Raw genomic sequence first — 26,547 nt, 5'->3', positions numbered from 1 at the left:
CTTCCGGTCCCCTCCCCAGCCCGTTCCGTCCCCGGGCCTCCGCCCGCGCGAAGGCGGCTGTGCCCCTGCGGACTCCTACGCTCCGCCCGTGCGGGAGAATCGAGGGAGTGATCGCGCAGATCGCCGGGGCCCGCGACAGCGCCGAGCGGCACAAGCTCGGCCGGACAAGGCGGACGCCCCGTTACCAGGGACCCGTCAGGGGATCGCAGAGAGGGCGTACCGACATGGCCGGATTCGTGGAGAAACCCGAGCCGATCGAGGTTCCGGGCCTGCTGCACCTGCACACGGGCAAGGTCCGTGATCTCTACCGCAACGAGGCCGGGGACCTCGTCATGGTCGCGACGGACCGCATCTCCGTGTACGACTGGGTGCTGCCCACCCAGATCCCGGACAAGGGCAGGATTCTCACGCAGCTGTCGCTCTGGTGGTTCGACCGCCTCACCGACATCGTGCCGAACCACGTGATCTCGACCGACCTCCCCCCGGGCGCCCCCGCCGACTGGGAGGGGCGCACGATGATCTGCACACCGCTCAAGATGATCCCGGTCGAATGCGTCGCCCGCGGCTTCCTGACCGGTTCCGGCCTCGCCGAGTACCGCGAGACCCGTACGGTGTGCGGGCTCGCCCTGCCCGAGGGCCTCGTGGACGGCTCCGAGCTGCCGGCCCCGATCTTCACGCCCGCGACGAAGGCGGAGGTCGGCGACCACGACGAGAACGTGTCGTACGAGGAGATCGCCCGCCAGGTCGGCGCCGAGACGGCCGCGCTGCTGCGCCGTACGACCCTCGACATCTACGCACGCGCACGCGACGTGGCCCGGGACCGGGGCATCATCCTCGCCGACACCAAGTTCGAGTTCGGCTTCGACGGCGACCGGCTCGTCCTCGCCGACGAGGTCCTGACCTCGGACTCGTCCCGCTTCTGGCCCGCCGAGGAGTGGGAGCCGGGCCACGCCCAGCCTTCGTACGACAAGCAGTACGTGCGCGACTGGCTGACGTCACCGGCCTCCGGCTGGGACCGCGACGGCGAGCAGCCGCCGCCGGAGGTGCCCCAGGAGGTCGTCGAGGCGACCCGCGCCAAGTACCTGGAGGCGTACGAGCGCATCACCGGCACGACCTGGAACTGAGCGGGGCACTGAGGGAACCGACGGCCCGGCACCCCGAACACCGGGGCCGCCGGGACACCGGGGCGCGATACGGAAGAAGGCCCCCCTCGATCGAGAGGGGGCCTTCCCATGAGCGGACGACGAGGTTCGAACTCGCGACCTCAACCTTGGCAAGGTTGCGCTCTACCAGCTGAGCTACGTCCGCATACGCCCTTGGTGCTCCGGCGCGTCCCCCACTATACCCAACCTCGTTCGGGTGCGAGCCCGGCCGTCCGTCGGCGGTCGCCGGCCCGCGCGCCGCGTCAGGGCCCACGATCACGGGTGCCGTACCGCCTCTGACGGGTTCGGCCTGCTCGGGCCCGTCGGCCTCGGCGTCCGGGCCCGGCAGCCCTGCCGTACGGATGTGTCCATCGCCACACGGCCGCGAGCCGTGCCCGCGTGGGCTGGGGTGCCGAGCCGGACCGCCCGAAGCGGGCGGCCCGAGTCCCGAGGCCCGCGCTCCGAGCCCCGAGCCCCGCGCTCCGAGCCCCGAACGAGTGGGATCGACATTCGAGTCCCTCATCCAGCAGGTCGACATCGCACGGGAGGGCGTCGGCCTCCTTGACCCCCGCGTGAAGCCGCCCCCGAGGCAACGAGCGAGGCGCGCGCGAACCACACCCGAGGCGCACGCGTCGCCGCCCCCGAGGCGTATCGGAAACACGACAAAGGCCCTGGTCGATTCGACCAGGGCCTTTGTTCACCGAGCGGACGACGAGATTCGAACTCGCGACCCTCACCTTGGCAAGGTGATGCTCTACCAACTGAGCCACGTCCGCACACATCAAAGATCCAGGGATCAGATGTGTTCATCACCCTACCCGATCCAGTTGAGTGGTCGGAGAGCGATGCGGAGCGGGTGACAGGAATTGCACACTGCGCCTCCCCCTTGGAAAGGGGGCGTTCTACTACTGAACTACACCCGCACGCTCCGGAGGTTCTTGCCTTTCGGCCTTGCCCCTCGGCGTGTTCCAGACTCTAGCCGATCACCTGGGGTGGATGGCAAATCGAGGGCGCCCGGGCCCGGTCGGCATCGCGCGCCGGGCCCCCGGTCGGTCAACTGGCCTCGCGGAACGCCTCGTAGACCCGCTTGGGGATGCGGCCCCTGGCCGGCACGTCCATCTTGTGCGACTGCGCCCACGCGCGCACCGCGGCGGGGTCGGGGTCGAGTGAGGTGTGCTGGTAGGAAGCGCGCGACTTGCCCCGCCTGGAGGCGTTTGTCTGCTTGCGGCCGGCCGCCACGTAGGGGGCGAGGGCCTTGCGGAGTTTCTTCGCATTGGAGGGATTCAGGTCGATCTCGTACGACTTGCCGTCCAGACCGAACGCGACCGTTTCCGCCGCTTCTCCGCCATCGATGTCGTCGGAGAGAGTGACCACTACGCGTTGCGCCACGGATATCGGTCCTTTCCTGCGGCACCGCGGCGCTCCCGGCCCGCGTTTGCGCAGGGCTGACGTGCGGCGATACCGGTCTTCCGGCTGTTCTCGGACAATGCTGTTTTTTTGCTGTATTCCTTTGTACAGCGGAAGGTACGGCATTGTGAAGCCCGGTCAATTGTCTCAGCGTGTCCTGCCTCAATGGAGGAGGGTGACGGCGGGTTTTTCGGTCCGCGTTTTCCGGGCCCGCTGCCCCGCTATATCGGGACGTGATCTGGGTGCCGCGATGTGACCTGGGATATCTACCCGCGTAGATCCTCGGTACGGGTACGCTGAGGGGAGCTCGGGGGGTCGAGGGGGATTCCCAGGGATTCACTGTCGAGGGGACGACGGCCCCTCGGAGTCCGGAGTCTCGGAGTCTGGAGCCTCAGGTCTCAGAGTCCGGAGTCTCAGAGTCCGGAGTCTCAGAGTCCGGGGCCTCCCCCCGATGACACAGCGAACACAGCCCGCACCACACCACCGGGAGTGCCAGTGGCACGCGTCGTAGTCGACGTCATGCTCAAGCCGGAGATCCTCGACCCGCAGGGACAGGCCGTGCAGCGCGCGCTGCCCCGTCTCGGATTCGAGGGCATCGCCGACGTCCGCCAGGGAAAGCGTTTCGAGCTGGAGGTCGAGGGGCCGGTGGACGACGCCGCCCTCGCCCGTATCCACGAGATGGCGGAGACGTTCCTCGCCAACACCGTGATCGAGGACTTCGCGGTAAAGGTCGAGGAGCCGGTGGAGAGCGCGGAGCCGGGGAAGTGACCGCCCGCATCGGAGTCGTCACCTTTCCAGGGACGCTCGACGACCGCGACGCGCTGCGTGCCGCGCGTATCGCCGGTGCCGAGCCGGTCTCACTCTGGCACCGCGACAAGGACCTGAAGCAGGTCGACGCGGTCGTGCTCGCCGGTGGATTCAGTTACGGCGACTATCTGCGCGCGGGCGCCATCGCCCGCTTCTCCCCGGTGATGGAACAGGTCATCGAGCAGGCCAAGGGGGGCATGCCGGTCCTCGGGATCTGCAACGGCTTCCAGGTCCTCACGGAGACGCATCTGCTGCCTGGCGCCATGCTCCGCAACAACCACCTGCACTTCGTGTGCAAGGACCAGAGGCTGGGCGTCGAGAACGCGCGCACGGCCTGGACCGCCGACTTCTCGGCGGGCCAGGAGATCCGTATCCCCCTGAAGAACATCGACGGGCGGTACGTCGCCGACGCGCACACGCTCGACGAGCTGGAGGCGGAGGGCCGGGTCGCCTTCCGCTACCTCGGCGGCAACCCGAACGGCTCGCTCCGGGACATCGCCGGCATCACCAACGCCGCGGGCAACGTCGTGGGCCTCATGCCGCACCCCGAGCACGCGGTCGAGCCGCTGATCGGTACGGGCGGCACCGACGGCCTCGGATTCTTCACCTCGATCCTCAAGAAGCTGGTAAGCGCCTCATGAGCCGCACCCCTCTCGACACGGTGGACAACGCGACCAAGACGCCCGACGTCGAGCAGCCCTGGAGGGAACTCGGCCTCAAGGAGGACGAGTACGCGCGCGTGCGGGAGATCCTCGGCCGCCGCCCGACCGGCGCCGAACTCGCCATGTACTCCGTCATGTGGTCCGAGCACTGCTCGTACAAGAGCAGCAAGGTGCACCTGAGGCAGTTCGGCGAAAAGGTCCCCCGGAACGACGCGATGCTCGTCGGTATCGGTGAGAACGCCGGCGTGGTGGACGTCGGCGAGGGGTACGCGGTCACGTTCAAGGTCGAGTCGCACAACCACCCCTCGTACGTCGAGCCCTACCAGGGCGCGGCCACCGGCGTCGGCGGCATCGTCCGCGACATCATCGCGATGGGCGCGCGGCCCGTGGCCGTCGTGGACCCGCTGCGCATGGGCGCGGCCGACCACCCGGACACCAAGCGCGTGCTGCCGGGTGTCGTCGCGGGCATCGGCGGGTACGGCAACAGCCTCGGCCTGCCGAACATCGGCGGTGAACTCGTCTTCGACGCCTGCTACCAGGGCAACCCGCTCGTCAACGCCGGCGCGATCGGCGTGATGCGGCACGAGGACATCCACCTCGCGAAGGCGTCGGGTTCCGGCAACAAGATCGTCCTGTACGGGGCCCGTACCGGCGGCGACGGCATCGGCGGCGCGTCCATCCTGGCGTCCGAGACGTTCGACGCGACGAAGCCGTCGAAGCGTCCCGCGGTCCAGGTCGGTGACCCCTTCCAGGAGAAGCTGCTCATCGAGTGCACGCTGGAGGCGTTCGCGGAGAAGCTCGTCGTCGGCATCCAGGACCTCGGCGCCGCGGGCCTGTCCTGCGCGACGAGCGAGCTGGCCTCGAACGGCTCGGGCGGCATGCGCGTCGAGCTGGACGACGTTCCGCTGCGCGACTCCACGCTCTCGCCCGAGGAGATCCTCATGAGCGAGTCGCAGGAGCGCATGTGCGCCGTCGTGGAGGAGTCGAAGGTCGAGCGCTTCCTCGCGATCTGCGAGAAGTGGGACGTCATCGCCACGGTCGTCGGGGAGGTCACCGACGGCGACCGGCTGGAGATCTTCTGGCACGGCGAGAAGATCGTCGACGTCGACCCGCGTACCGTCGCGCACGAGGGCCCGGTCTACGAGCGTCCTTACGCGCGCCCCGACTGGCAGGACGCGCTCCAGGCGGACGACGCGAACCGGCTGCCGCGCCCGGCGGACGCGGACGAGCTGCGGGCGCAGGTCCTGAAGCTGGTCGGCTCCCCGAACCAGGCCTCGAAGGCGTGGGTCACCGACCAGTACGACCGGTTCGTGCAGGGCAACACCGTCCTGGCCCAGCCGGAGGACACCGGCATGGTGCGGATCAACGAGGCCACGGGCCTCGGCGTCGCGCTCTCCAGCGACGGCAACGGCCGGTTCACCAAGCTCGACCCGTACACCGGCGCGCAGCTCGCGCTCGCGGAGGCGTACCGCAATGTGGCGGCCTCGGGCGCCCGGCCGCTCGCGGTCTCGGACTGCCTCAACTTCGGTTCGCCCGAGGACCCGGCGGTGATGTGGCAGTTCGCGGAGGCCGTACGCGGCATCGCGGACGGCTGCCTCCAGCTCGGGACGCCGGTGACCGGCGGCAACGTGTCGCTCTACAACCAGACGGGCGAGGCGGCGATCCACCCGACGCCGGTCGTCTCCGTGCTCGGTGTGATCGACGATGTGGCCCGCCGTACGCCGATGGCCTTCGCGGAGGACGGCCAGCTGCTCTACCTGCTCGGCGACACCCGCGAGGAGTTCGGCGGCTCCGCCTGGTCGCAGGCGGTCCACGACCACCTCGGCGGGCTGCCGCCGGCCGTGGACCTGGACCGGGAGAAACTGCTCGGCGAGATCCTCGTCTCGGCCTCACGCGACGGCATGATCGACGCCGCGCACGACCTGAGCGACGGCGGTCTGATCCAGGCCGTCACCGAGTCCTGCCTGCGCGGCGGACACGGCGCCCGGCTGATCGTGCCGGACGGCCTGGACGCCTTCACCCTGCTGTTCAGCGAGTCCGCTGGCCGCGCGGTCGTCTCCGTGCCGCGCAGCGAGGAGCTGCGCTTCACCGACATGTGCGGTGCGCGGGGGCTGCCCGCGACCCGGATCGGTGTGGTGGACGGCGATGTGGTCGAGGTTCAGGGCGAGTTCACGGTGGGGCTGGAGGAGCTGCGCGCGGCGCACGAGGGAGCGATCCCGGCGCTGCTGGCCTGAGGCCCTTCGCCGGAGCCCGGCCCGGGCCCCCCCCCGGGGGGGGGGGGGGGGGCCGGCCCCGGGGGCCCCGGGGGGGGGGGGGCCCGCCCCCCCCCCGCCCGGCGGCCGCCCGGGGGGGGGCGGGGGGCCCCCCCCCCGGGGGGGGGGGGGGGGGGCCCGGGCCCGGCCCGTCGAGCCGCGTGATTGGCTGGACGCCGCACGCGTCCCGCCGTGCGGACAGAGGTCATGAGCGAGGGGAACGCCCCATGTTCGAGTACAAGGTCGTGTCGTTCAGGGAATCGCTGATCGGCGACGCCCTCGACAGCGGAAAGCTGGAGAAGACGCTCAACAAGCACGCGGAGGACGGCTGGGCGCTCAAGGCCATCACCGCCGCGGACGTGAAGGGCCGGGTCGGCCCGGGCGCGGTCGAGGGCCTGCTCCTGACGTTCGAGCGCCCGCGTGAGGCCTGAACGGGCCGCGCGTGACGCCCGTACAGGCCGCGCGAGACCTTGAACGGGCCGCGCGGGACGCCTGAACGGGCAGTGGACAGGGCCTGAATGGGCACTGGCCGGAGCCTGGACGGGCAGCCACATGCCCCGAACGGGCAGTGCTGGGGCCCTGCGAACGGTTGTCCGGGGCCTGAACGGGCCGTTTCCGGGCGCCGAACGGGCAGAACCGAGGGGTGAACGGGCAGTCCCCGGACCCTGAACGGGCAGTCCCCGAGCGGCCGTTACGGTCGCACGATGCCGGCGCCGGCACCATGTCGGCCCGGCATCAGGCGTTTCCCGGCCGCGCCCGCGGGGACCCGCCGCGCAAGATCATGGTGGTGGCGCATCGGATCAGCCGGCCGGCCCTCGTGATACGGGTCGTGCCGGGCGACACCGGCCACCGGGCCCGCGGGCTCGGCTAATCTCGTCCCGTGCCGCCAGCCAAGAAGCGCCTCCGCAGCTATGACCACGAGCGGACGCGTACCGCTCTCCTCGCCCAGTTCGAGCATGCCCGGGAAGCTGTGAGAGGGCTCGCATCGGACCGGTTCGCGCTGCCGACGGGGCTGGGTACGTGGACGGTCAGGGAGCTGGCGGCCCATCTGACGATGGCGCTTGAGGCGGTGAACCAGGGCCTGGAGGCTCCGGAGCCCGACGGGCCCGCGGTGCCGCTGCTCGACTGGCCGTTCGCCACGGCCTCACGGGCGGGCGGCATCGCCGACCGCGTGGAGGCGCTTGCGGCGTCGCGTGAACCGGAGGAGCTGTTCACGGTGGTCGCGGACCGGGCGGCGACGCTGCTCCCTGAGGCGCCGGCGGACCGGCTGATCGCGACCAGCGCCGGCGCCATGCGGCTCGGCGACTACCTGGTCACCCGCACGGTGGAGCTGGTCGTCCACACCGACGACCTCAATCGCGCGGCGGGCCTGTCGGTGCCGTTCGACCGCCAGGCGCTCGCGACGGCGACCCGGCTGCTGGCCGACGCGCTGGCGGTACGCGCCCCCGGGGCGTCGACGGAGGTGCGGATTCCGCCGTACGCGGTGGTCCAGTGCGTCGAGGGGCCACGGCACACGCGGGGCACGCCGCCCAACGTGGTGGAGGCGGAGCCGCTCGTCTGGCTGCGGCTGGCCACCGGGCGCACGGCATGGCACGAGGCGCTGGCCGAGGCCGAGGTCAGCGCGAGCGGGGAGCGCGCGGACCTGTCGGAGCTGCTTCCCCTGATGAGCTGACCCTCCCGTCCGACAGGCCGCCCTCGCCCGAAGGGCGGCCTTCCCGTCCGACGGGCGGACTGCTCGGGGCTCCGGCATCCGCCCGCGTGGTCGCGGAGTGTCACCGCTCGTCGCGGTTGCGGAACCGTGTGTGGCGTTGCATCGTCCGAGAGATATGCAGAAGCAGCAGATCGCCCCTCTCGGCATCGCCGCACTGCTGGCCCTCACGGCCGCTTGCGGCACACAGTCCACGGCGGACCCGGGCCCGGCCGCGAGCAGCGGCCCGGTGCGGACCGGCCTGCCCCTGGCCGGCGTGCGGTGGAAGGTCGACGCACTCTCCGTGGGCGGCGCGAAGCCCGCGGTGCCCGCCGCCGCGACCATGGAGATCGGACGGGACGGAAGCATCGCCCTGGGTACGGGCTGCAACGGCTACCGCGGCCGGGTCCGGGTCGATGATGACCGGATCACCGTGGTGGGCGGCCTGAACAGAACGTTCACCGGATGCTCGATGTATCTGGAGCAGTACGAGGAAGCGGTCGGCGACGCGTTCAAGGGGACGCTGAAGGCCGAGGTCAGCGGTCACGCGGCGGACGACAGGCAGCTCGTGCTGACCTCTCAGGAGCACCCCGGCACCCGTGTCGCCCTGACGACGCGCCCCGCGGCGCCACTGGTCGGGACGGACTGGACGGTCGATGCCCTGGCCGGCCCGAAGTCCTCCGCGACACTGCCGAAGGGCACCGCGGCCAAGGCGCACTTCACCTTCGGCAAGGACGGGACGGTCACCGGCAGCCTGGGGTGCAACAGCTTCCACGCGTCCGCCAGGATCAGCGGCTCCAAGGTGGTGTTCGGACCTGTCCTGTCGACCAGGATGGCGTGTTCGCCCGCGGTGACCGAACTGGAGAAGGGCGTGCTCAAGGTGTTGCGGGGCACGGTGACGGTGCAGGTCAGCCACAAGGCGTTGTTCCTGAAGGCCGCGGACGGGAACGGCCTGGCCGCCGTCCGCGGCTAGCCGCACCGGGGGAGCGGACCGGAAGCGGACCGGACGCGGAGCCCCTACACGCAGCGCACCCCGCGCCCCGCAGCGCGCAACCCCCGCCGCGCGGGCGGAAGCCCTCGGTGCGGCCGGTGCGGTCGGCTGGGGGCAAGGTCACATATGAGCTGGATCACCGTCCGGCCGCTCCGGCGCGTGTCCGCCGTCCGGGACGGGAGCGACGGCCGGACAAGCGGTCCCGGGGCCCCGGAACACGGGCGGGGCGCGGGTGGGACACGAGCGGGACACGGGCGGGGGAGCGGACACAGGAGGGACACAGGAGCTCGCGGGCCGTACGGTCCGGGGCGCGGCGGTGACGCTGTGTCGCGACCGCCTCGCGACCCGGAGGTCATGGCCCGGATTTTCCGCATCCCCAATTCGGACCAGTGGTCGATCTCGCCTACACTCGGTTGCGTGCCTCGTGGTGATGGACGACTCAGCCACGACCTGCTCCCCGGAGAGAAGGGCCCCCAGGACGCGTGTGGCGTCTTCGGTGTCTGGGCTCCGGGAGAAGAGGTCGCCAAGCTCACCTATTTCGGACTGTATGCCTTGCAGCACCGCGGACAGGAGTCCGCGGGCATCGCAGTGAGCAACGGGTCCCAGATCCTCGTCTTCAAGGACATGGGCCTGGTCTCGCAGGTCTTCGACGAAACCTCCCTCGGCTCCCTCCAGGGCCATATCGCCGTCGGTCACGCGCGTTACTCGACGACCGGCGCCTCCGTGTGGGAGAACGCCCAGCCGACGTTCCGCGCCCCCGCGCACGGCTCGGTGGCGCTCGGCCACAACGGCAACCTCGTGAACACCGCGGAACTCGCGGAGATGGTCGCGGCCCTGCCGAAGGAGAACGGCCGGGCCACCCAGGTCGCGGCCACCAACGACACCGATCTGGTCACCGCGCTGCTCGCGGGCCAGACCGACGACGACGGCAAGCCCCTCACCGTGGAGGAGGCGGCGCCCAGGGTGCTGCCCCGGGTGAAGGGTGCGTTCTCCCTCGTCTTCATGAGTGAGAACACCCTGTACGCGGCCCGGGACCCGCAGGGCATCCGCCCGCTCGTGCTCGGCCGCCTGGAGCGCGGCTGGGTCGTGGCGTCCGAGTCCGCGGCGCTCGACATCTGCGGCGCCGCGTACGTCCGCGAGATCGAGCCCGGCGAGTTCATCGCCGTCGACGAGAACGGACTGCGAACGATTCGATTCGCAGAAGCGAAGCCCAAGGGCTGCGTCTTCGAGTACGTCTACCTGGCGCGTCCCGACACCGACATCGCCGGTCGGAATGTGTATCTGTCCCGCGTGGAAATGGGCAGAAAACTTGCCGCGGAGGCGCCGGCCGAGGCCGATCTGGTCATAGCGACGCCCGAGTCCGGCACTCCGGCCGCCATCGGCTACGCGGAGGCCAGCGGCATCCCGTACGGCTCGGGTCTGGTCAAGAACGCGTACGTGGGGCGCACCTTCATCCAGCCGTCGCAGACGATCCGGCAGCTCGGCATCCGGTTGAAGCTGAACCCGCTCAAGGAAGTCATCCGGGGCAAGCGCCTCGTCGTCGTGGACGACTCGATCGTCCGCGGCAACACCCAGCGCGCCCTCGTGAAGATGCTCCGGGAGGCCGGGGCCGCCGAGGTGCACATCCGCATCTCGTCGCCGCCGGTCAAGTGGCCGTGCTTCTTCGGCATCGACTTCGCCACCCGCGCCGAGCTGATCGCCAACGGCATGACCATCGAGGAGATCGGCACCTCGCTCGGCGCCGACTCCCTCTCGTACATCTCCATCGACGGGATGATCGAGGCCACCACCATCGGCAAGCCGGACCTGTGCCGTGCCTGCTTCGACGGCGAGTACCCGATGGACCTGCCCGACCCGGAACTGCTCGGCAAGCAGCTGCTGGAGACAGAGCTCGCGGCGGGCCCGGCCGGCACCGCGGCGGCGGAGGCCCTGCGCCGCCCGTAGGCGGAGCCCGTACAGGAGTCCCCCGTACCCCACCCGTACCGCACATCCCGTACGCCGCCGGCCGGTGCCCATCCCGTACCCCGTGCCGCCCCGTACGTTCGACGACACGAAAGTTCCCGCCATGTCTGAGTCCCCCGCCCCCCGCACCGGCGCCAGTTACGCGGCCGCCGGTGTCGACATCGAGGCCGGCGCCCGCGCGGGCGAGCTGATGAAGGAGTGGGTCAGGAAGACCCGCAGGCCCGAGGTACTGGGCGGCATCGGCGGCTTCGCCGGCCTCTTCGACGCGTCCGCGCTGAAACGGTACGAGCGCCCGCTGCTCGCGTCCGCGACCGACGGTGTGGGCACCAAGGTGGACCTGGCGCGCAGGCTGGGCGTCTACGACACGATCGGCCACGACCTGGTCGGCATGGTCGTCGACGACCTGGTGGTCTGCGGTGCGGAGCCGCTGTTCATGACGGACTACGTCTGCGTCGGCAAGGTCCACCCGGAGCGGGTCGCCGCGATCGTCAAGGGCATCGCGGAGGGATGTGTGCTCGCCGGCTGTGCCCTGGTCGGCGGGGAGACGGCGGAGCACCCCGGCCTGCTCGGCGAGGACGACTTCGACGTCGCGGGCGCCGGTACGGGCGTGGTCGAGGCGGACCGGCTGCTCGGCGCGGACCGCGTCCGCGAGGGCGACGCGGTGGTCGCGATGGGATCGTCCGGTCTTCACTCGAACGGGTACTCACTGGTCCGGCACGTGGTTTTCGACCGCGCCGGCTGGGCGCTGGAGAGGGAGGTCGCGGAGTTCGGCAGGACGCTCGGCGAGGAGCTGCTCGAACCGACCCGGATCTACTCGCTGGACTGCCTGGCGCTGACCAGGACCACCGAGGTGCACGCGTTCAGCCATGTGACGGGCGGCGGTCTCGCCGCGAACCTCGCCCGGGTGATCCCGGACGGGCTGCACGCCAGGATCGACCGGTCCACCTGGCGGCCCGCCCCGGTCTTCGAGGTGGTCGGCGCGGCCGGCGGCGTCGAGCGCCTCGAACTGGAGAAGACGCTGAACATGGGCGTCGGGATGATCGCTGTCGTGCCGGCGGGGTCGGTGGACTCCGCGCTGGCCACGCTGGCCGACCGGGGGGTCGACGCCTGGGTCGCCGGAGAGATCACCGAGCGCGCGGGCGCGACCACGGGAGCCACCCTTGCCGGCGACTACGCGGCCTGAGCGGGCCGTCGGGACGGGGTCCGACCGGAGCGTTCCGGCCGGACGGACCCGCCGGGGGCGGAGGCCCGGCGCGCCCGGCGCGTGGCCGGGATCCGTGCGGGGAACCGCGAAACCCGGCCGGGGCGTGACACGCGTCTGCCGGCCAGGCGGAACCACGGTTCCCGGCTCAGCACAAACCCGGTCCGCGACCGCGATCCCGGACCGGGCAGGTGAAGAGCGAAGAACGATGGAGGTGTGAAGACGTCAAGCGCCGCGGCGCCGTGACGAGGGACCCGAATCGTCGTCCTCGTCCTCGTCGTTGTTGTACAGATCCGCGTACTGAGCGTACGGGTCGTCTTCCTCCTCGTCGTCCTCGAACGGCTCGCCGTTCGGAGGCTGACTGGAAGTCGACGCGCCTAGCTCGTTGGCCAGGCGCGACAGATCCGTCCCGCCGCTGTTGTACTTCAGCTGGCGGGCGACCTTCGTCTGCTTGGCCTTGGCCCGGCCGCGCCCCATGGCTCGACCCCCTCGGTGACGGGGCTACTCGGCCCCAGAGTCTTGACACGCGTTCATGTTTCAGAACGAGCTCTCCTCGGAGAGTCCCGTCCGTAGGGCTTCAACCGTACCTGCTTCCGCGGCCATGCGGTACGCCGTCCACATGACGCGCCCCGGGGCAGAACCGGCGAGACGCCCCGTACTCGCTGGTCAGTGGCGATTTTAACCCCTTCTCGGGGGTCGACCCGCCCGACCGGCGTGAGTCTCGTCTCGCCGGGCCCTCCGTCATGCCCGCCCGACGGCCTCCGCCATCCGGAGTTCGGCGATCCGGTCCGCTGCCGCGGCCGGGGGAACGCCGTCGGAATTCGCACGTGCGAAGATTTCCAGCGTGGTGTCGTAGATCTTCGCGGCCTTCTCCCTGCACCGCGCGAAGTCGAAGCCGTGCAGCTCGTCGGCGACCTGGATGACACCGCCCGCGTTCACCACGTAGTCGGGCGCGTACAGGATGCCGCGTTCGGCGAGGTCCTTCTCGACGCCGGGGTGCGCGAGCTGGTTGTTGGCCGCGCCGCACACGATCCCCGCGGTCAGGTTCCGCACGGTCGCGTCGTCGAGCGCGCCGCCCAGCGCGCACGGCGCGTAGACGTCGAGCCCCGGCAGGCGCACCAGGGCCTCGGTGTCCCGGACCGCGCGCACCTCGGGGTGGCGCTCGGTGAGCGACGCCACCGATTCGGCGCGCACGTCCGTCACGACGACCTCGGCGCCGTCCTCCAGCAGGTGTCCGACCAGATGGCGGCCCACCTTCCCGACGCCGGCCACGCCGACGGTGCGCCCGCGCAGCGAGGGGTCGCCCCACCGCTCGCGCGCACTCGCGCGCATGCCCTGGAACACGCCGAAGGCGGTGAGGACGGAGGAGTCGCCGGCCCCGCCGCCCTCCGGCGAACGGCCCGTCGTCCACCGGCAGGCGCGCGCGACGACGTCCATGTCCTGGACGTACGTGCCGACGTCGCACGCCGTCACGTACCGGCCGCCGAGCGACGCGACGGCCCTGCCGTACGCGAGCAGCAGCGCCTCGGTCTTGATCTGCCCGGGATCGCCGATGATCACGGCCTTGCCGCCGCCGTGGTCGAGCCCGGCCATGGCGTTCTTGTACGACATGCCGCGGGAGAGGTTCAGCGCGTCGGCGACGGCCGCCTCCTCCGTGGCGTACGGGTAGAAGCGGGTGCCGCCGAGGGCCGGGCCCAGGGCGGTGGAGTGCAGGGCGAGCACGGCCCTGAGGCCGGAGACGCGGTCCTGGCAGAGCACGACTTGTTCGTGTCTGCCCAGCTCGGAGCGGAAGAGCGTGTTGAGGACGCCGTCGGTCGGTTCGGTCACGGTGGTGACTCCCAAGTACGAAGCGGCCCGGCCCCTTCCGGTTCCCCCTGAGGGTGGGGAGGACCCGTGGAGGTACCGGTTCGGCATGAGCGTAGCGCCGGGACGGCCCTTCGGCAGGCGGGTCGGCGGCAGTCGGCCGCACGCCCGGACGGCTGCCGGCGATCTCGTCCGGGCACGCCCGTCCCGGGCGCCGGGGCCCGTCGGACGCCCCGGGGACTCTCGTCCGCGGGCGCGGCGTGGGACGATTCCCGCATGCCGGCGGTGTCCTCCTCAGTACTGGTCCCTTATACGTCCTACCTGCGGGTGTACGAACCGCTGGCGGCGTTCCCCGAACCGGAGCGCGCGCACTGGACGCGGTACGCGCGCCGCGGCCGTACGCCCACCGCGCAGGACGAGCAGCGCAGATCGCTCGCCGACCTGCTGCCGACGCCGCCGGTGCCCGTACGGGTGCACGAGAGCGCGGACGCGTTCGTCACCGAGGTGGACGGGGTGGTGTGTGTCTGCCCGTGGCGGACGCGGCTGCGGGGGTGGCTGGCCCTGGAGGAGCTCGGCGAGACGCTGCCGGACTCGCTGCTCGAGGCGATGCTGCCGCAGGTGGTGCGCGACCAGGCGGCTGCGGACTACGAGCGCTGGCGCGAGGGGAACCCGGACGCGCGCCCGTGGATCAGGAGCTCGGTCTGGCAGGTGCCGGTGGGCTGGTTCGCGCTGTTCTCCGACGACGAGCGGGAGTACGCGGCGGGGCCCGCCGCCCACGACGGCGTGCCCGCGGGCGCCGGTACGGACACCGACGCGGACGCCGGGGCGCGCAGGGACGCGGACGCCCCCGCGGACGCCGAGGGCACCGGCGAGGGCCCCGCGCCCGCACCCGGCGACGGCCCCGGCGACCAGAGCGCGACGGGGGCCCAGGACCGGGCGGCGTCCACGCAGACGATGCGCTACCGGACGCCGATGGTGCAGGCCCGCAGGCGGCTGGCGCGCGCGCTCAAGGCGGTCAGGGACACCATCGACGACGGCCCGCTGACCGAGAGCCTGATCGACGTCGGACGGTGGCTTGAGGAGTTCCACCCGCGCTCGCTCGTGGAGTTGGACTACGGCGGTCTCGTGCACGTGCTCTCGGACGAGCACCTCGCGAAGGACCACTCGGCGGCGGACGTGGCGGAGGGCATCGCCGCGCTGCGCGAGGGCGACGGTGAGGGCGCGGGCGCCGCCTACGCGCGCCTCACGGAGCGCTGGCGCGCGGTCCGGGACCTCCAGTTCGCCAACTGACCCGGGACCCTCGCGGCCGGCGGGTCCCGGGCCGCCTCGTCGGCTGACCCGGGGCCCGGCCGACTCGCCTCCGGCCGCCGTCGCCCGCCTGCCGTGGCCGCCCGGCCAGGGCCCGCGACCGGCACGTACCGGTACGGGTGGGGCATCCGCGGGCCCGATTCCGGGCGTCGTGCGGGGGTCGTGATCATCGGGTCCCGGGAGCGCCGTCCGCCATGACTGGACGCCGTGCGCGTACGGGATGCGTAGATCGACGTACCGGAATCGGCGTGCGTCACGTATTGTCCGTACACTCCCGCACAGAGCAGTCCCTCAGAGCCGCACAGGACCGCACAGAGTCCACCGGCTCCGCAGCAGTGGCGGGATGGTCCTTCGGTGTGGCCCAACGTCCCGATTCCGGGCGTTTAGCCCTTAAGCGTGACGGACCGCACTAACAAGGGCCTTGTGCCCATCCCCCATCCTCGTGTCAAAATAGGACAAGGAGTCCGGGGAGGGTTCCTTCCGCCCAAGTCTGGGCGGAATGCTTGGCATTGCGCTCTATGGGGGGTCTGTTGGCTCCTGATAGTTCTGTGACTGATCGTCACGGTCGGGTGACTGTCCGCTATGGCATGGTCCATCGGCTTCCGCCGCTGATGAACACCTCAGAGGGCAATTCCATCGGTTTGGCCGACGTGGCTGGACAGATGGTGTAGTTGTAGTGCCGAGGACAAGCCGTTCGTCCTATAACCGACTCGGCCCGCGTCCGCCATTTCGGGCAACGTGGGTCAAGGTGCAGAATTTAGAGGAAAGAACCGAGATGGTTCGGTTCTCCCGAGGAGGCCGCTCATGACCGCTCGCACCCCTGATGCCGAGCCGCTGCTGACCCCGGCTGAGGTTGCTTCGATGTTCCGCGTGGACCCGAAGACGGTCACACGCTGGGCAAAGGCAGGCAAGCTCACGTCCATCCGAACGCTCGGAGGACATCGCCGGTACCGCGAGGCTGAGGTTCGCGCACTGCTCGCGGGTATCCCGCAGCAGCGCAGTGAAGCCTGAACAGCACATTAGGGCTCAACAGGCACAACAAGCAGGGCTCGGCCAGTTCCCCCAACTCGGTCGGTCCCGCACATAGCTCCATACGACGGGTGCCTGCCCCAACAGGCCCCATGCCTCGGCAATACGGGCAAGTCGTTCGATCGCGCTGGACTCCGCCGGGTCCAGCGCGATTTTTTTGTGCACATGTTGTGGGCACGGCCGGGAGGCCGCTGTCGGGGCCCGGTGGACCCCTTCCGGCCGTCGGGCCGGCCCCGCGGCGAGCGGTCTGGACCATCCGACTGGTCGGTGTGTCGGAAGGTGTGGAAGTGTCCTTCGAGTGAGTGCAATGGCACATACAAAATTGAGGGTATGTAGGCAGGGGTTAAGTGGGGAATGTTTCCCGATGAGTTGAGTGACTCGCGTCACACTGTCGGTGGACTTGCCGCCCGCGACGCGGGAACTTCGCCGCGATCGCAGCGCTGTCGGATCGTCGGATGTTTCCAGCGGGCCCTCGCTGCCCCGGTGTTGCCGCCGTTGCTCCAGGTGCCACCGGCGCGGCCGGGTGCGCGCCGGGGTGCGCCCGGGGCGCGGCCATCGGCGCCGCGCGTACGACCTGACGATCGGCCTGCCCGGGGGGTGGCGCGGCGTCGCGGTCTCTGAAGGCGCCCCAGGGCCCCTGGGGCGCTGGAAAGTCCCCGGAAGTCCTGGAACGCCCCGGACGCCCCGCGATGCGCTGAGAGGCTCCTGACGCCCCCTCAGGAAACCTCCCGGGGGCGGGAAGCCGCCCGGGGCCGGTGCTCCCCAGCCTGTGGACGACGGGCGGCGGGGCGAGGCGGCCCACCGGACCTGTCCCCGGCAACGCGAAAGGGCCGCATCCCGGGGGATGCGACCCTTTTCTCCGTACTGCTACTGCGGTCCTGACGGGATTTGAACCCGCGGCCTCCACCTTGACAGGGTGGCGAGCACTCCAAACTGCTCCACAGGACCTGGAATCGCCGCCCGACGAGTGCGGGCTGCGGAAACAGACTCTACAGCAGCTCAGACGGTCAGGTCGAACTCACTCCGTGCGATGCCGGGACTACGGCCGGGCCTACGGCGGGAAGGCGGGAGCGGGTACGGGAGCGGCTACGGCGCCGCCGCGTCGATGGCCTTCACGATCCGCTTGTCCGAGACCGGCTGCGCCGTGCCCAGCGCGTGGGCGAAGTAGCTGACCCGCAGCTCCTCGATCATCCAGCGGATGTTCTCCACCTGCTCGGGCACCGGGCGGCCCCGCGGCAGCTGCTCCAGCAGCCACGCGTACTCGTCCTGCATCTCGTGGACCTTCTCCATGCGCGTGGTGTCCCGCTGCACCGCCGTCGGCATCTGCTGCAACCGCCGGTCGGCGGCCACGAGATAGCGCATCACGTCGGGCAGCCGCCCTACGCCGACCGCCGTCACGAACCCGGCGGGCACCAGCCGCGCCAGCTGGTCCCTGACGTCCTGGACGTTCGGCAGCAGCGCCTGGCTCGTCGTGGCGCGCAGCCGCCGCTCGCACGCCCCCCAGGCCGCCAGGATCTGCTGCACCTGGGCCACGGTCCGCACCGTCGCGTCGACGAGGTCGGCCCGGACGCCGTCGTACAGCTTGCGGTACGACTCCTCGTCCCAGGCGGGACCGCCCCGGTCGGCCATCAGCTTGTCCGCGGCGGCGGTCGCGCAATCCTCGAACAGCGCCTGGATGGAGCCGTGCGGGTTGCTGGACAGGTTCAGCTTCTGCTGGTTGGTGAGCTTCTCGGACGCGAACTTCGCCGCGTTGACCGGGATGTTCAGCAGGATCAGCCGGCGGGTGCCCCGCCACATCGCGCGCTGCTGCTCGGCCTCGGTGTCGAAGAGGCGCACGGCGACGGTGTCGCCCTGGTCCACGAGGGCCGGGTAGGCCTTGACCGGCTGGCCCGCCCTGCGCGTCTCGAAGACCCGTACCAGCGTGCCGATCGTCCAGTCCTTCAGGCCGGTGCGCTCGATGGCCTCGCCGCCCGAGCGCTCCGCCGTCGCGGCCGCCGCCTTGGAGAGGGCCTGGCGGGCCTTCGGGCGCAGCTGGAGGCGGAGGGTTTCGAGGTCCTTCGCCTCCGCGAGCTTGCGCCGCCGCTCGTCGACGATCCGGAAGGTGATCTTCAGGTGGTCGGGTACGCGGGACACGTCGAAGTCGTCCGCCGTGACCGGCACCCCGACCATGAGCTGGAGTTCGCGCGCGAGCGTCGCGGGCAGCGGTTCCTGGCGCGGCACGGCCCGGTCGAGGAAGCGCGTGGCGAAGTTCGGAGCCGGTACGTAGTGCCGTCTGATCGGCTTGGGCAGCGAGCGGATCAGCTCCGTCACCAACTGCTCGCGCAGGCCCGGGATCTGCCAGTCGAAGCCCTCGCCCGTCACCTGGTTGAGGACCTGCAACGGGACGTGGACGGTCACGCCGTCCGCGTCCGCGCCCGGCTCGAACTGGTAGGTCACCCGGAACTTCAGCCCGCCCTGCCGCCAGGTGTCCGGGTAGTCGTCCTTGGTGACGGACTCCGCGGCCTCGTTGATGAGCATCGACCGCTCGAAGTCGAGCAGTTCGGGCTCCTCGCGGCGCTTGCGCTTCCACCAGGAGTCGAAGTGCGCTCCGGAGACCACGTCGTCCGGCACCCGCTGGTCGTAGAAGTCGAACAGCGTCTCGTCGTCGACGAGGATGTCGCGGCGCCTGGCGCGGTGCTCCAGCTCCTCGACCTCGCCGAGCAGCTTGCGGTTGTCGTGGAAGAACTGGTGGTGGGTCCGCCAGTCGCCCTCCACCAGCGCGTTGCGGATGAACAGGTCGCGGGAGACCTCGGCGTCGACACGGCCGTAGTTGACCTTGCGGTCGGTGACGATCGGCACGCCGTACAGCGTGACCTTCTCGTACGCCATCACGGCCGCCATGTCCTTCTCCCAGTGCGGCTCGCTGTACGTGCGCTTGACCAGGTGGCCGGCGAGCGGCTCGATCCACTCGGGCTCGACGCGCGCGTTGACCCGCGCCCACAGCCGCGACGTCTCCACCAGCTCGGCGGACATCACGAAACGCGGCGGCTTCCTGAAGAGCGCCGAGCCGGGGAAGATCGCGAACTTGGCGTTGCGCGCGCCGATGTACTCGCCGCCGCGCCCGCCCCTGCCGCCGTCGCCCGGCTTGCCGTCCGCCTGGCCCTTGCCGTCGTTCCTGCCGTCCCGCACGTCCTTCATGCCGATGTGCGACAGCAGGCCCGCCAGCAGGGACACGTGGACGCGCTGCTCCGGGGCGTCCTGGTCGTTCAGGGCGATCCCCATCTGCCGTGCGACCGTGCGGAGCTGGCTGTAGATGTCCTGCCACTCCCTGATCCGCAGGTAGTTGAGGTACTCGGCCTTGCACATCCGCCGGAACGAGGACGACGACCTGGCCTCCTGCTGCTCGCGCAGATGGCGCCAGAGGTTGAGGAAGGCCAGGAAGTCGGACGTCTCGTCCTTGAATCTGGCGTGCTGCTGGTCGGCCTGCGCCTGCTTCTCCGCCGGGCGTTCGCGCGGGTCCTGGATCGACAGGGCCGCCGCGATCACCATGACCTCGCGCACGCATCCGTTGCGGTCCGCCTCGACGACCATGCGCGCGAGGCGCGGGTCGACGGGCAGCTGGGAGAGCTTGCGGCCGAGCGGGGTGAGCCGCCCCCGCTGGTCCTTCCGGTCCTGGTCGAGGGCGCCGAGTTCCTGGAGCAGCTGCACGCCGTCGCGGATGTTGCGGTGGTCCGGCGGGTCGATGAAGGGGAACTTCTCGATGTCGCCGAGGCCGGCCGCCGTCATCTGGAGGATGACCGAAGCGAGGTTCGTCCGCAGGATCTCCGCGTCCGTGAACTCGGGGCGGGAGAGGAAGTCCTCCTCCGAGTACAGCCGGACGCAGATGCCGTCCGACGTACGGCCGCAGCGGCCCTTGCGCTGGTTGGCGCTGGCCTGCGAGACCGGTTCGATCGGCAGCCGCTGGACCTTGGTGCGGTGGCTGTAGCGGGAGATGCGGGCGGTGCCGGGGTCGATCACGTACTTGATGCCGGGCACGGTCAGCGACGTCTCCGCGACGTTCGTCGCGAGGACGACGCGGCGCCCGCTGTGCCGCTGGAAGACGCGGTGCTGCTCGGCGTGGGAGAGCCGCGCGTACAGCGGGAGGATCTCGGTGTTCCTCAGGTGCCGCCGCTCCAGCGCGTCCGCCGTGTCGCGGATCTCGCGCTCGCCCGAGAGGAAGACGAGGATGTCGCCGGGGCCCTCGGCCTGGAGTTCGTCCACGGCGTCGGAGATCGCGGTGATCTGGTCGCGGTCGCCCTCTTCGCCGTCTTCTTCGAGGAGGGGCCGGTAGCGGACCTCCACGGGGTACGTACGGCCCGAGACCTCCACGATCGGCGCGCTGCGCTCCCCCGCGGCGGCGTTCCCTGCGGGGGCGTTGGCGGTTGCGCCCTCGGCGGTGGCGTTCTTGGTGGTGGCGTCCACGCTCGCGAAGGCGCCGAAGTGGCGGGCGAAGCGCTCGGGATCGATCGTCGCGGACGTGATGACGACCTTGAGGTCGGGGCGGCGCGGCAGGAGTTGGGCGAGGTAGCCGAGCAGGAAGTCGATGTTGAGGCTGCGCTCGTGGGCCTCGTCGATGATGATCGTGTCGTAGGCGCGCAGCTCGCGGTCGGTCTGGATCTCGGCGAGCAGGATGCCGTCCGTCATCAGCTTCACGAACGTCGAATCGGGGCTGACCTGGTCGGTGAAGCGGACCTTCCAGCCCACGGTCTCGCCGAGGGGGGTGCCCAGCTCCTCCGCGACGCGCTCGGCGACCGTGCGCGCGGCGAGGCGGCGGGGCTGGGTGTGCCCGATCATGCCGCGCACGCCCCGGCCGAGCTCCAGGCAGATCTTGGGGATCTGGGTGGTCTTGCCCGACCCCGTCTCGCCGGCGACGATCACGACCTGGTGGTCGCGTATCGCCTCCAGGATGGTGTCCTTCTTCTGGCTGACGGGGAGCTGTTCCGGATAGGTGATCTCGGGCAGGCGCGCGGCGCGCAGCCGGACGCGCTCCGCCGCCTTTCCGGCCTCGGCGGCGATCTCGTCCAGCACGGCCTGGCGTGCTTCGGGCTTGCGGATGCGCCGGGTGCCTTCGAGCCGGCGGCCGAGCTGCTGCGCGTCGCGCAGGGAGACCTCGGCCAGCAGGGACTGGAGGTCGGCGAGGGAAGTAGACATACCGCTCCCCAGGATCTCACCGAGGCCGCCCGAGCGGCGAACCCATTACACGCACCCCCGGCCGAACCCTCACATACGTACACCCGCAGGCCCCCGTACGTACGCCCCCGGCCGAACCCTCACGTACGTACACCCGGCGGAGCCCGCCGCCCGGCCCTCTCCTGTGGGACGCCCGGCGCTCCGGGACCGTACGCATACGACGAGAGCGACCCGCCCCGCTCCGTGCGGGGACGAGTCGCTCTCGTACCGATGTGGCTGGGGCCGGGATCGAACCGGCGACCTATCGCTTTTCAGGCGATCGCTCGTACCAACTGAGCTACCCAGCCACGCAGCCCGACAACAGGCAAGCTGCAGCGGTCCTGACGGGATTTGAACCCGCGGCCTCCACCTTGACAGGGTGGCGAGCACTCCAAACTGCTCCACAGGACCAGGTGATGTGTGCGAACAAAGTCTCGCATACGGTGATGCGTGCCCCTACCGGATATTTCGTGGTGGTGGCGGTGCTCCTTGTCCGAAGTCGCTAGATGAGCGTATCAGAACGGGAAGGGTGCCCTGTCCTGCCGAGACCGCCGTGACCGGGGGCCCGTGGCTCCGCCGGGCGGCCACCGCCTCCGCCCCACGACAGCGCCCGGCGGGGGGTGCGGTCAGAGGTTCTCCGAGGACCCGAGGGGCCCGAACGGTTCGTCGTCCGGACGGTGCTGGACGCGGCAGCTGTAGTGGCCGCTCGCCGAGCGGTCGCACACGACGTACGGCACGGTGCCCGCGACCTCGGCGGTCGCCCGCCACGGCATGACGGCGTCCCCGGCAAGCAGCGCCTCGATGGTCTGGAGCCCGGGGTCGCGGGGCTTCGGGTGGTGCTCGTAGTCCGCCGCGCCGAGCGCGAGCGCGACCGCCATGCCGAGCAGGTTGGCCTCGGTGGGCTCCCCGGGGACCGCCGCCCCGTCGACGGGCGCCAGCCGGATGCCCTGGTCGGGTACGTCCACGACGCGGGCGGCGTAGCGCTCTGGGCTCTCGGGCATGGACACGCTCGCTTCCTGCTGTCTGGCCTGCTACCGGTGCGGTGGCCCGTACCTTACTTCGGCCCGCCGCACTTCGAACGGTGTCCGTGCACGTGGCGCCGGGGCGTCCGGCGGCCTGCCGGGACGGCGGGCCGGGCGGCGCGCCCGCCGGGGCGCGGGCAGGGCGTCCGGGTGGTGCCTTACGCCTGTCGGTGCGGACCTTTCGCGGGGGCCGCGCGGTGACTTCAATGTTCCGGCCAATTCCGGCGACTCTGTCTTGTCCCTGGACATGACAGGCCGTAGAAACAACTCGTTCTGTTCTCCCGCGAACACCTGCTGTCACCGGGGTTGTTCCCTTCTCCGGTCCTCCCTCCGGCCCTCGGGCCCTCCTCCCGTCCTCTCCCGTCTTCTCTCGTTTTATCCGCCCGATGCTCGCCCGATGCCCTCTCGACGCCGTCTCTCCCACCTCCACCTCTCACCTCGTCACTTCTCACCTCGTCACTCCTCACGCCCCGTCCTGCCCACAGGAGTTCTGTATGCGCAGAAGAAGACCGCGTCTCGCCGCGGTCGCGTCCGGTGCTCTCCTCGTCGCCGCGATGGCCGTGCCCGCGTCCGCGGGCGTGACCGCCGCGGCCCCCGCTCCCGCCTCCGCCTCGTCCGCCGACTGCCCCTGGATCGGTTCGCACGCCCCGGTCGACCACCGCGTCTCCCAGGTCCTGTCGAAGATGACGCTGGACGAGGAGATCACGATGGTGCACGGGGCCGCGGGCTCCGCGTACACCGGCTACATCCCCGGCGACAGCCGCCTGTGCATCCCCGCGCTGAAGATGCAGGACGGCCCGGTCGGCGTCCGGATGGACAACACGACCCAGCTGCCCGCCGCCGCGAACGTCGCGGCCTCCTTCGACCCGTCGGTCGCCAAGTCCTACGGCGCGGTGATCGGTGCCGAGGACAAGGCCAAGGGCGTCGACGTCGACCTCGGCCCGACCGTGAACATCGTCCGCGACCCGCGCTGGGGCCGCGCCTTCGAGTCGTACAGCGAGGACCCGTACCTCACCGGGCAGATCGGCTCCGCGGACATCGAGGGCATCCAGTCGCAGGGTGTGATGGCCCAGGTCAAGCACTTCGCGGTCTACAACCAGGAGACCAACCGCAACACGGTCGCCGACAACGCTGTCATCGACGACAGGACCGTGCAGGAGGTCTACACGGCCGCCTTCGGCACGATCGTGGCCCAGGCCAAGCCCTCGTCGGCCATGTGCTCGTACTCGTCCGTCAACGGCACGTACGCCTGCGAGAACGCGTACCTGGACAACATCCTCAAGAACCAGTTCGGCTTCGACGGCTTCATCACCTCGGACTGGGGCGGCACCCACTCCACCGCCGCCTCCGCCAACGCGGGCATGGACATGCAGATGCCCGACGACTCCTACTTCGGTACGGCCCTCAAGACGGCCGTGCAGAACGGGCAGGTCGCCAGGGCCCGGGTGGACGACATGGTCACGCGGATCATGCGCGAGGAGTTCCGCTTCGGCCTCTTCGACCACCCCTCCGCCGACACCCCGGACGCCGTCGCGTCGACCGCCGCCCATGTCGCGGTCGCGAAGAAGGCCGCCGAGGACGGCGCGGTCCTCCTGAAGAACAGCGGGAACGTGCTTCCGCTGGACGGGAGGAGGACGAAGTCCATCGCCGTCATCGGCGACGGCGCCGGCAAGGACACCATGAGCGCGGGCGGCGGCAGCGCCACCGTCGCGGGCACCGGCACCGTCACGCCGTACGACGGGATCAAGGCGCGCGCGGGCTCCGGCACGACGGTGACGTACGCGCAGGGCGACGTCAGCGCGAACGGGCAGCTGCCGGTGGTGGACAGCCAGTACCTGACCCCGTCGTCCGGCACGGGCCACGGCCTGACGGGCGACTACTACGCGAACACGACGCTCAGCGGCACCCCCGCCGCCACGCGGACCGACGCGCAGGTCGACTTCAACTGGAACGGCGCGGCCCCCGCCACCGGCGTGCCCGGCACGAACTTCTCCACCAAGTGGACGGGCACCCTGACGCCCCCGGCGACCGGCTCGTACACCTTCGGGCTGACCAGCGACGACGGCAGCCGGCTGCTCATCGACGGCAAGCAGGTCATCGACAACTGGCGCGACCAGGCCACCCACACCCAGACCGGGACGGTCACGCTGAGCGCGGGCGAGCCGGTCTCCGTCGAGGTCGACTACTACCAGGGCACCGGCGGCGACGAGGTGCACCTGGGCTGGGAGCCGCCGGGCAGCGACCTGGCGAGCCAGGCGGCGGACCTCGCCGCCAAGTCGGACGTCGCGATCGTCTACGCCAACGACTACGAGTCCGAGGGCAGCGACCTGTCGGGCATCGACCTGCCGGGCGATCAGAACGCGCTGATCGAGACCGTCGCCAAGGCCAACCCGAACACGATCGTCGTGCTGAACACCGGCTCCGCCGTGACGATGCCGTGGATCGACCAGGTCAAGGGCGTCTTCGAGGCCTGGTACCCCGGCCAGGAGTCCGGCGACGCGATCGCCGCGCTCCTGTACGGCGACGCGAACCCGTCCGGCAAGCTGCCGGTGACGTTCCCGAAGTCGCTGGACCAGGTGCCCGCTTCGAGCGCCGCCCAGTGGCCGGGCGTGGACGGCAAGGTCCAGTACTCGGAGGGCCTGGACGTCGGCTACAAGTACTACGACGCGAAGGGCGAGACGCCGCTGTTCCCGTTCGGCTACGGGCTCTCGTACACCTCCTTCCGCTTCTCCCACCTGCGGGTCGACGGGCCGGAGCTGCGGGAGAACGGGAAGCTGCGGGTGACGGCCGACGTCACCAACACGGGCGCGCGCGCCGGTTCCGAGGTGGCCCAGCTCTATCTGAGCGACCCGAAGGCGGCCGGTGAGCCCGCGAACCAGCTCAGGGGCTTCCAGAAGGTGTCCCTCGGGGCCCACCGGACGAAGCAGGTCACGTTCGAGGTGACGGCGCGGGACGCGTCGTACTGGAACAGCGACGCGCAGGCCTGGACCCTGACCCCCGGCTCCTACCGGGTGCACGTCGGCGACTCCTCGCGGAGCCTGCCGCTGAGCGGCGGCTTCGAGGTCCGTACGACGACGGGCCCGCGCTACACGAAGGTGTCCGCGTCCTCGCCGGTGGCCGGTGGTTCCACGGTCTCGGTGAAGACGACGTTCACCAACGGCTCGACGCGGCCGGTCCGCGCGGCCACGGCGAAGCTGTCGGTGCCCTCGGGCTGGCGGGCGAGGCCCGCGAACGCGACGACGCACCCCGTCGTGGCGCCCGGCGCGTCGGTGTCGACGACCTGGTCCGTCCGGGTCCCGGCCGGCGCGAAGGGCGGTTCCGCGCGCTTGACCGGCGCCACCCGCTACGCGGGCTCGCCCCGTACGAGCCCCGGTGACGGGTCGGCGACGGTGCAGGTCGCCTATCCGGCGCTGGCGTCGGCCGCGGGCGAGGTCGGCGTGACGGACGACGCGGACCCGGCGCCCGGCGACTTCGGCGGCGCCGGCTACAGCTACTCGGCGCAGGCGCTGGCCGACGCGGGGATCACCCCCGGTGGGCAGGTGAAGACGGCCGACGCCGCCTTCACCTGGCCGGACGTGGCGGCGGGCAGCCCCGACGACGTGGCCAGCGCGGGGCAGGCCGTGGTGGTGCGAGGGTCGGGGACGCGTCTCGCGTTCCTCGGCGCGGGCACGAACGGCACGCAGACCGGGCAGGCGACCGTCACGTACACGGACGGCACGACGTCCACCGGCACGGTGACGCTGGCCGACTGGTACAGCAACGAGGCGGTGGCCGGCAGCGCGCTGGTCGCCACCACGGCGCACTGGAACAACCCGGCCACGGACACGCTGCCGCACGACCACCGGGTCAGCCTGTACGCGTCGTCGGTGCCGCTGACGGCGGGCAAGCAGGTGGCGTACGTGACGCTGCCTGACAACCCGTCGCTGCACGTGTTCGCGACGGCGATCGGCTGAGGCGTACGGCCCCGGGGCCGTACGGGCGAGGGGGGGGGGGGGGGGGCCCCCCCCCCCCCGTGCACGAACCCCCCCGCCCCCCCCCCCCCCCCCCACGGAGGCCCGCACCAGCAAGGTACAGCCGCCCCCGCTTG

Annotated in this window: 17 protein-coding genes and 6 tRNA genes; 12 read left to right on the top strand and 11 right to left on the bottom strand. The window is 71.1% G+C overall.

Annotation, left to right across the window (positions count from 1 at the left end; all coding sequences use genetic code 11):
* The first annotated feature begins 224 nt into the window (after nucleotides 1-224).
* Nucleotides 225-1,124 carry a phosphoribosylaminoimidazolesuccinocarboxamide synthase gene (locus LCE31_RS15025; protein ID WP_225014755.1) on the top strand — a complete coding sequence of 300 codons (900 nt, stop codon included), beginning with the start codon at nucleotides 225-227 and terminating at the stop codon, nucleotides 1,122-1,124.
* 111 nt (nucleotides 1,125-1,235) lie between these two features.
* On the opposite strand, the gene LCE31_RS15020 is transcribed toward LCE31_RS15025, so the two are convergent.
* The 4 genes from LCE31_RS15020 to LCE31_RS15005 all read right to left on the bottom strand — a co-directional run bounded on the left by LCE31_RS15020 (nucleotide 1,236) and on the right by LCE31_RS15005 (nucleotide 2,531).
* Nucleotides 1,236-1,308: transfer RNA gene (locus LCE31_RS15020), tRNA-Gly, on the bottom strand.
* Between the two features lie 537 nt (nucleotides 1,309-1,845).
* Nucleotides 1,846-1,918, bottom strand: a tRNA-Gly gene (locus LCE31_RS15015).
* A gap of 75 nt (nucleotides 1,919-1,993) precedes the next feature.
* A tRNA-Gly gene (locus LCE31_RS15010) sits at nucleotides 1,994-2,065 on the bottom strand.
* A 130-nt stretch (nucleotides 2,066-2,195) separates the two neighbouring features.
* Complete coding sequence (locus LCE31_RS15005) at nucleotides 2,196-2,531, bottom strand: histone-like nucleoid-structuring protein Lsr2 (RefSeq protein ID WP_225014754.1); 336 nt, start codon at nucleotides 2,529-2,531, stop codon at nucleotides 2,196-2,198.
* A gap of 513 nt (nucleotides 2,532-3,044) precedes the next feature.
* Here LCE31_RS15005 and purS point away from each other — a divergent pair.
* From purS to purM, 8 genes are all read left to right on the top strand, one after another.
* Nucleotides 3,045-3,317: a phosphoribosylformylglycinamidine synthase subunit PurS gene (gene purS, locus LCE31_RS15000; RefSeq protein ID WP_225014753.1), complete on the top strand. Its 273-nt coding sequence runs from the start codon at nucleotides 3,045-3,047 to the stop codon at nucleotides 3,315-3,317.
* A complete protein-coding gene (purQ, locus tag LCE31_RS14995) occupies nucleotides 3,314-3,997 on the top strand; it encodes a phosphoribosylformylglycinamidine synthase subunit PurQ (RefSeq protein WP_225014752.1) in 684 nt (227 codons plus the stop codon). Before purS ends, purQ begins: the two co-directional genes overlap by 4 nt.
* Entirely contained in the window at nucleotides 3,994-6,252 is a 2,259-nt protein-coding gene (gene purL / locus LCE31_RS14990) for a phosphoribosylformylglycinamidine synthase subunit PurL (protein WP_225014751.1), read from the top strand. The genes purQ and purL overlap by 4 nt, the downstream gene beginning before the upstream one ends.
* 245 nt (nucleotides 6,253-6,497) lie before the next feature.
* Nucleotides 6,498-6,701, top strand: a complete 204-nt coding sequence (locus tag LCE31_RS14985) for a DUF4177 domain-containing protein (protein WP_225014750.1) — start codon at nucleotides 6,498-6,500, stop codon at nucleotides 6,699-6,701.
* Between the two features lie 449 nt (nucleotides 6,702-7,150).
* Nucleotides 7,151-7,942 (top strand): maleylpyruvate isomerase family mycothiol-dependent enzyme, encoded by a 792-nt coding sequence (locus LCE31_RS14980; RefSeq protein WP_225014749.1) that lies wholly within the window; start codon nucleotides 7,151-7,153, stop codon nucleotides 7,940-7,942.
* Between the two features lie 154 nt (nucleotides 7,943-8,096).
* The gene (locus LCE31_RS14975; RefSeq protein ID WP_225014748.1) at nucleotides 8,097-8,930 is read left to right on the top strand and encodes an META domain-containing protein; all 834 of its coding nucleotides are present in this window, start codon (nucleotides 8,097-8,099) and stop codon (nucleotides 8,928-8,930) included.
* 435 nt (nucleotides 8,931-9,365) lie between these two features.
* Entirely contained in the window at nucleotides 9,366-10,892 is a 1,527-nt protein-coding gene (gene purF, locus LCE31_RS14970; RefSeq protein WP_225014747.1) for an amidophosphoribosyltransferase, read from the top strand.
* A gap of 121 nt (nucleotides 10,893-11,013) precedes the next feature.
* Nucleotides 11,014-12,093, top strand: a complete 1,080-nt coding sequence (gene purM / locus LCE31_RS14965; RefSeq protein ID WP_225014746.1) for a phosphoribosylformylglycinamidine cyclo-ligase — start codon at nucleotides 11,014-11,016, stop codon at nucleotides 12,091-12,093.
* A 243-nt stretch (nucleotides 12,094-12,336) separates the two neighbouring features.
* On the opposite strand, the gene LCE31_RS14960 is transcribed toward purM, so the two are convergent.
* Both LCE31_RS14960 and LCE31_RS14955 read right to left on the bottom strand, forming a co-directional pair.
* The gene (locus LCE31_RS14960; RefSeq protein WP_225014745.1) at nucleotides 12,337-12,588 is read right to left on the bottom strand and encodes a DUF3073 domain-containing protein; all 252 of its coding nucleotides are present in this window, start codon (nucleotides 12,586-12,588) and stop codon (nucleotides 12,337-12,339) included.
* Between the two features lie 264 nt (nucleotides 12,589-12,852).
* The gene (locus LCE31_RS14955; RefSeq protein WP_225014744.1) at nucleotides 12,853-13,938 is read right to left on the bottom strand and encodes a Leu/Phe/Val dehydrogenase; all 1,086 of its coding nucleotides are present in this window, start codon (nucleotides 13,936-13,938) and stop codon (nucleotides 12,853-12,855) included.
* A gap of 252 nt (nucleotides 13,939-14,190) precedes the next feature.
* Here LCE31_RS14955 and LCE31_RS14950 point away from each other — a divergent pair, with 252 nt between their 5' ends.
* Complete coding sequence (locus LCE31_RS14950; protein ID WP_225014743.1) at nucleotides 14,191-15,204, top strand: hypothetical protein; 1,014 nt, start codon at nucleotides 14,191-14,193, stop codon at nucleotides 15,202-15,204.
* A gap of 822 nt (nucleotides 15,205-16,026) precedes the next feature.
* Nucleotides 16,027-16,233 (top strand): developmental transcriptional regulator BldC, encoded by a 207-nt coding sequence (bldC, locus tag LCE31_RS14945; protein ID WP_187827830.1) that lies wholly within the window; start codon nucleotides 16,027-16,029, stop codon nucleotides 16,231-16,233.
* Nucleotides 16,234-17,124: 891 nt separating this feature from the next.
* On the opposite strand, the gene LCE31_RS14940 is transcribed toward bldC, so the two are convergent.
* The 5 genes from LCE31_RS14940 to LCE31_RS14920 form a co-directional block, all read right to left on the bottom strand.
* A tRNA-Asp gene (locus LCE31_RS14940) sits at nucleotides 17,125-17,199 on the bottom strand.
* 138 nt (nucleotides 17,200-17,337) lie between these two features.
* The gene (gene hrpA, locus LCE31_RS14935; protein WP_225014742.1) at nucleotides 17,338-21,420 is read right to left on the bottom strand and encodes an ATP-dependent RNA helicase HrpA; all 4,083 of its coding nucleotides are present in this window, start codon (nucleotides 21,418-21,420) and stop codon (nucleotides 17,338-17,340) included.
* 252 nt (nucleotides 21,421-21,672) lie between these two features.
* Nucleotides 21,673-21,746, bottom strand: a tRNA-Phe gene (locus LCE31_RS14930).
* Between the two features lie 28 nt (nucleotides 21,747-21,774).
* A tRNA-Asp gene (locus LCE31_RS14925) sits at nucleotides 21,775-21,849 on the bottom strand.
* Nucleotides 21,850-22,064: 215 nt separating this feature from the next.
* Nucleotides 22,065-22,439, bottom strand: a complete 375-nt coding sequence (locus LCE31_RS14920; protein WP_225014741.1) for a hypothetical protein — start codon at nucleotides 22,437-22,439, stop codon at nucleotides 22,065-22,067.
* A 515-nt stretch (nucleotides 22,440-22,954) separates the two neighbouring features.
* On the opposite strand from LCE31_RS14920, the gene LCE31_RS14915 reads away from it, so the two are divergent.
* Entirely contained in the window at nucleotides 22,955-26,413 is a 3,459-nt protein-coding gene (locus LCE31_RS14915) for a glycoside hydrolase family 3 C-terminal domain-containing protein (RefSeq protein WP_225014740.1), read from the top strand.
* Nucleotides 26,414-26,547 lie beyond the last annotated feature (134 nt).

Source organism: Streptomyces sp. 8L, assembly GCF_020176795.1.
In the GTDB taxonomy this organism is placed as follows: domain Bacteria; phylum Actinomycetota; class Actinomycetes; order Streptomycetales; family Streptomycetaceae; genus Streptomyces.
This window is presented reverse-complemented; position numbering and strand designations above follow the sequence as displayed.

What these genes read in the sequence shown, in the direction of transcription:
- LCE31_RS15025 (WP_225014755.1), top strand. Translation starts at nt 225, where the DNA reads ATGGCCGGATTCGTGGAGAAACCCGAGCCGATCGAGGTTCCGGGCCTG.
- purL (WP_225014751.1), top strand. Translation starts at nt 3,994, where the DNA reads ATGAGCCGCACCCCTCTCGACACGGTGGACAACGCGACCAAGACGCCC.
- LCE31_RS14985 (WP_225014750.1), top strand. Translation starts at nt 6,498, where the DNA reads ATGTTCGAGTACAAGGTCGTGTCGTTCAGGGAATCGCTGATCGGCGAC.
- LCE31_RS14975 (WP_225014748.1), top strand. Translation starts at nt 8,097, where the DNA reads ATGCAGAAGCAGCAGATCGCCCCTCTCGGCATCGCCGCACTGCTGGCC.
- purM (WP_225014746.1), top strand. Translation starts at nt 11,014, where the DNA reads ATGTCTGAGTCCCCCGCCCCCCGCACCGGCGCCAGTTACGCGGCCGCC.
- LCE31_RS14960 (WP_225014745.1), bottom strand. Translation starts at nt 12,588, where the DNA reads ATGGGGCGCGGCCGGGCCAAGGCCAAGCAGACGAAGGTCGCCCGCCAG.
- LCE31_RS14950 (WP_225014743.1), top strand. Translation starts at nt 14,191, where the DNA reads ATGCCGGCGGTGTCCTCCTCAGTACTGGTCCCTTATACGTCCTACCTG.
- bldC (WP_187827830.1), top strand. Translation starts at nt 16,027, where the DNA reads ATGACCGCTCGCACCCCTGATGCCGAGCCGCTGCTGACCCCGGCTGAG.
- hrpA (WP_225014742.1), bottom strand. Translation starts at nt 21,420, where the DNA reads ATGTCTACTTCCCTCGCCGACCTCCAGTCCCTGCTGGCCGAGGTCTCC.
- LCE31_RS14920 (WP_225014741.1), bottom strand. Translation starts at nt 22,439, where the DNA reads ATGCCCGAGAGCCCAGAGCGCTACGCCGCCCGCGTCGTGGACGTACCC.
- LCE31_RS14915 (WP_225014740.1), top strand. Translation starts at nt 22,955, where the DNA reads ATGCGCAGAAGAAGACCGCGTCTCGCCGCGGTCGCGTCCGGTGCTCTC.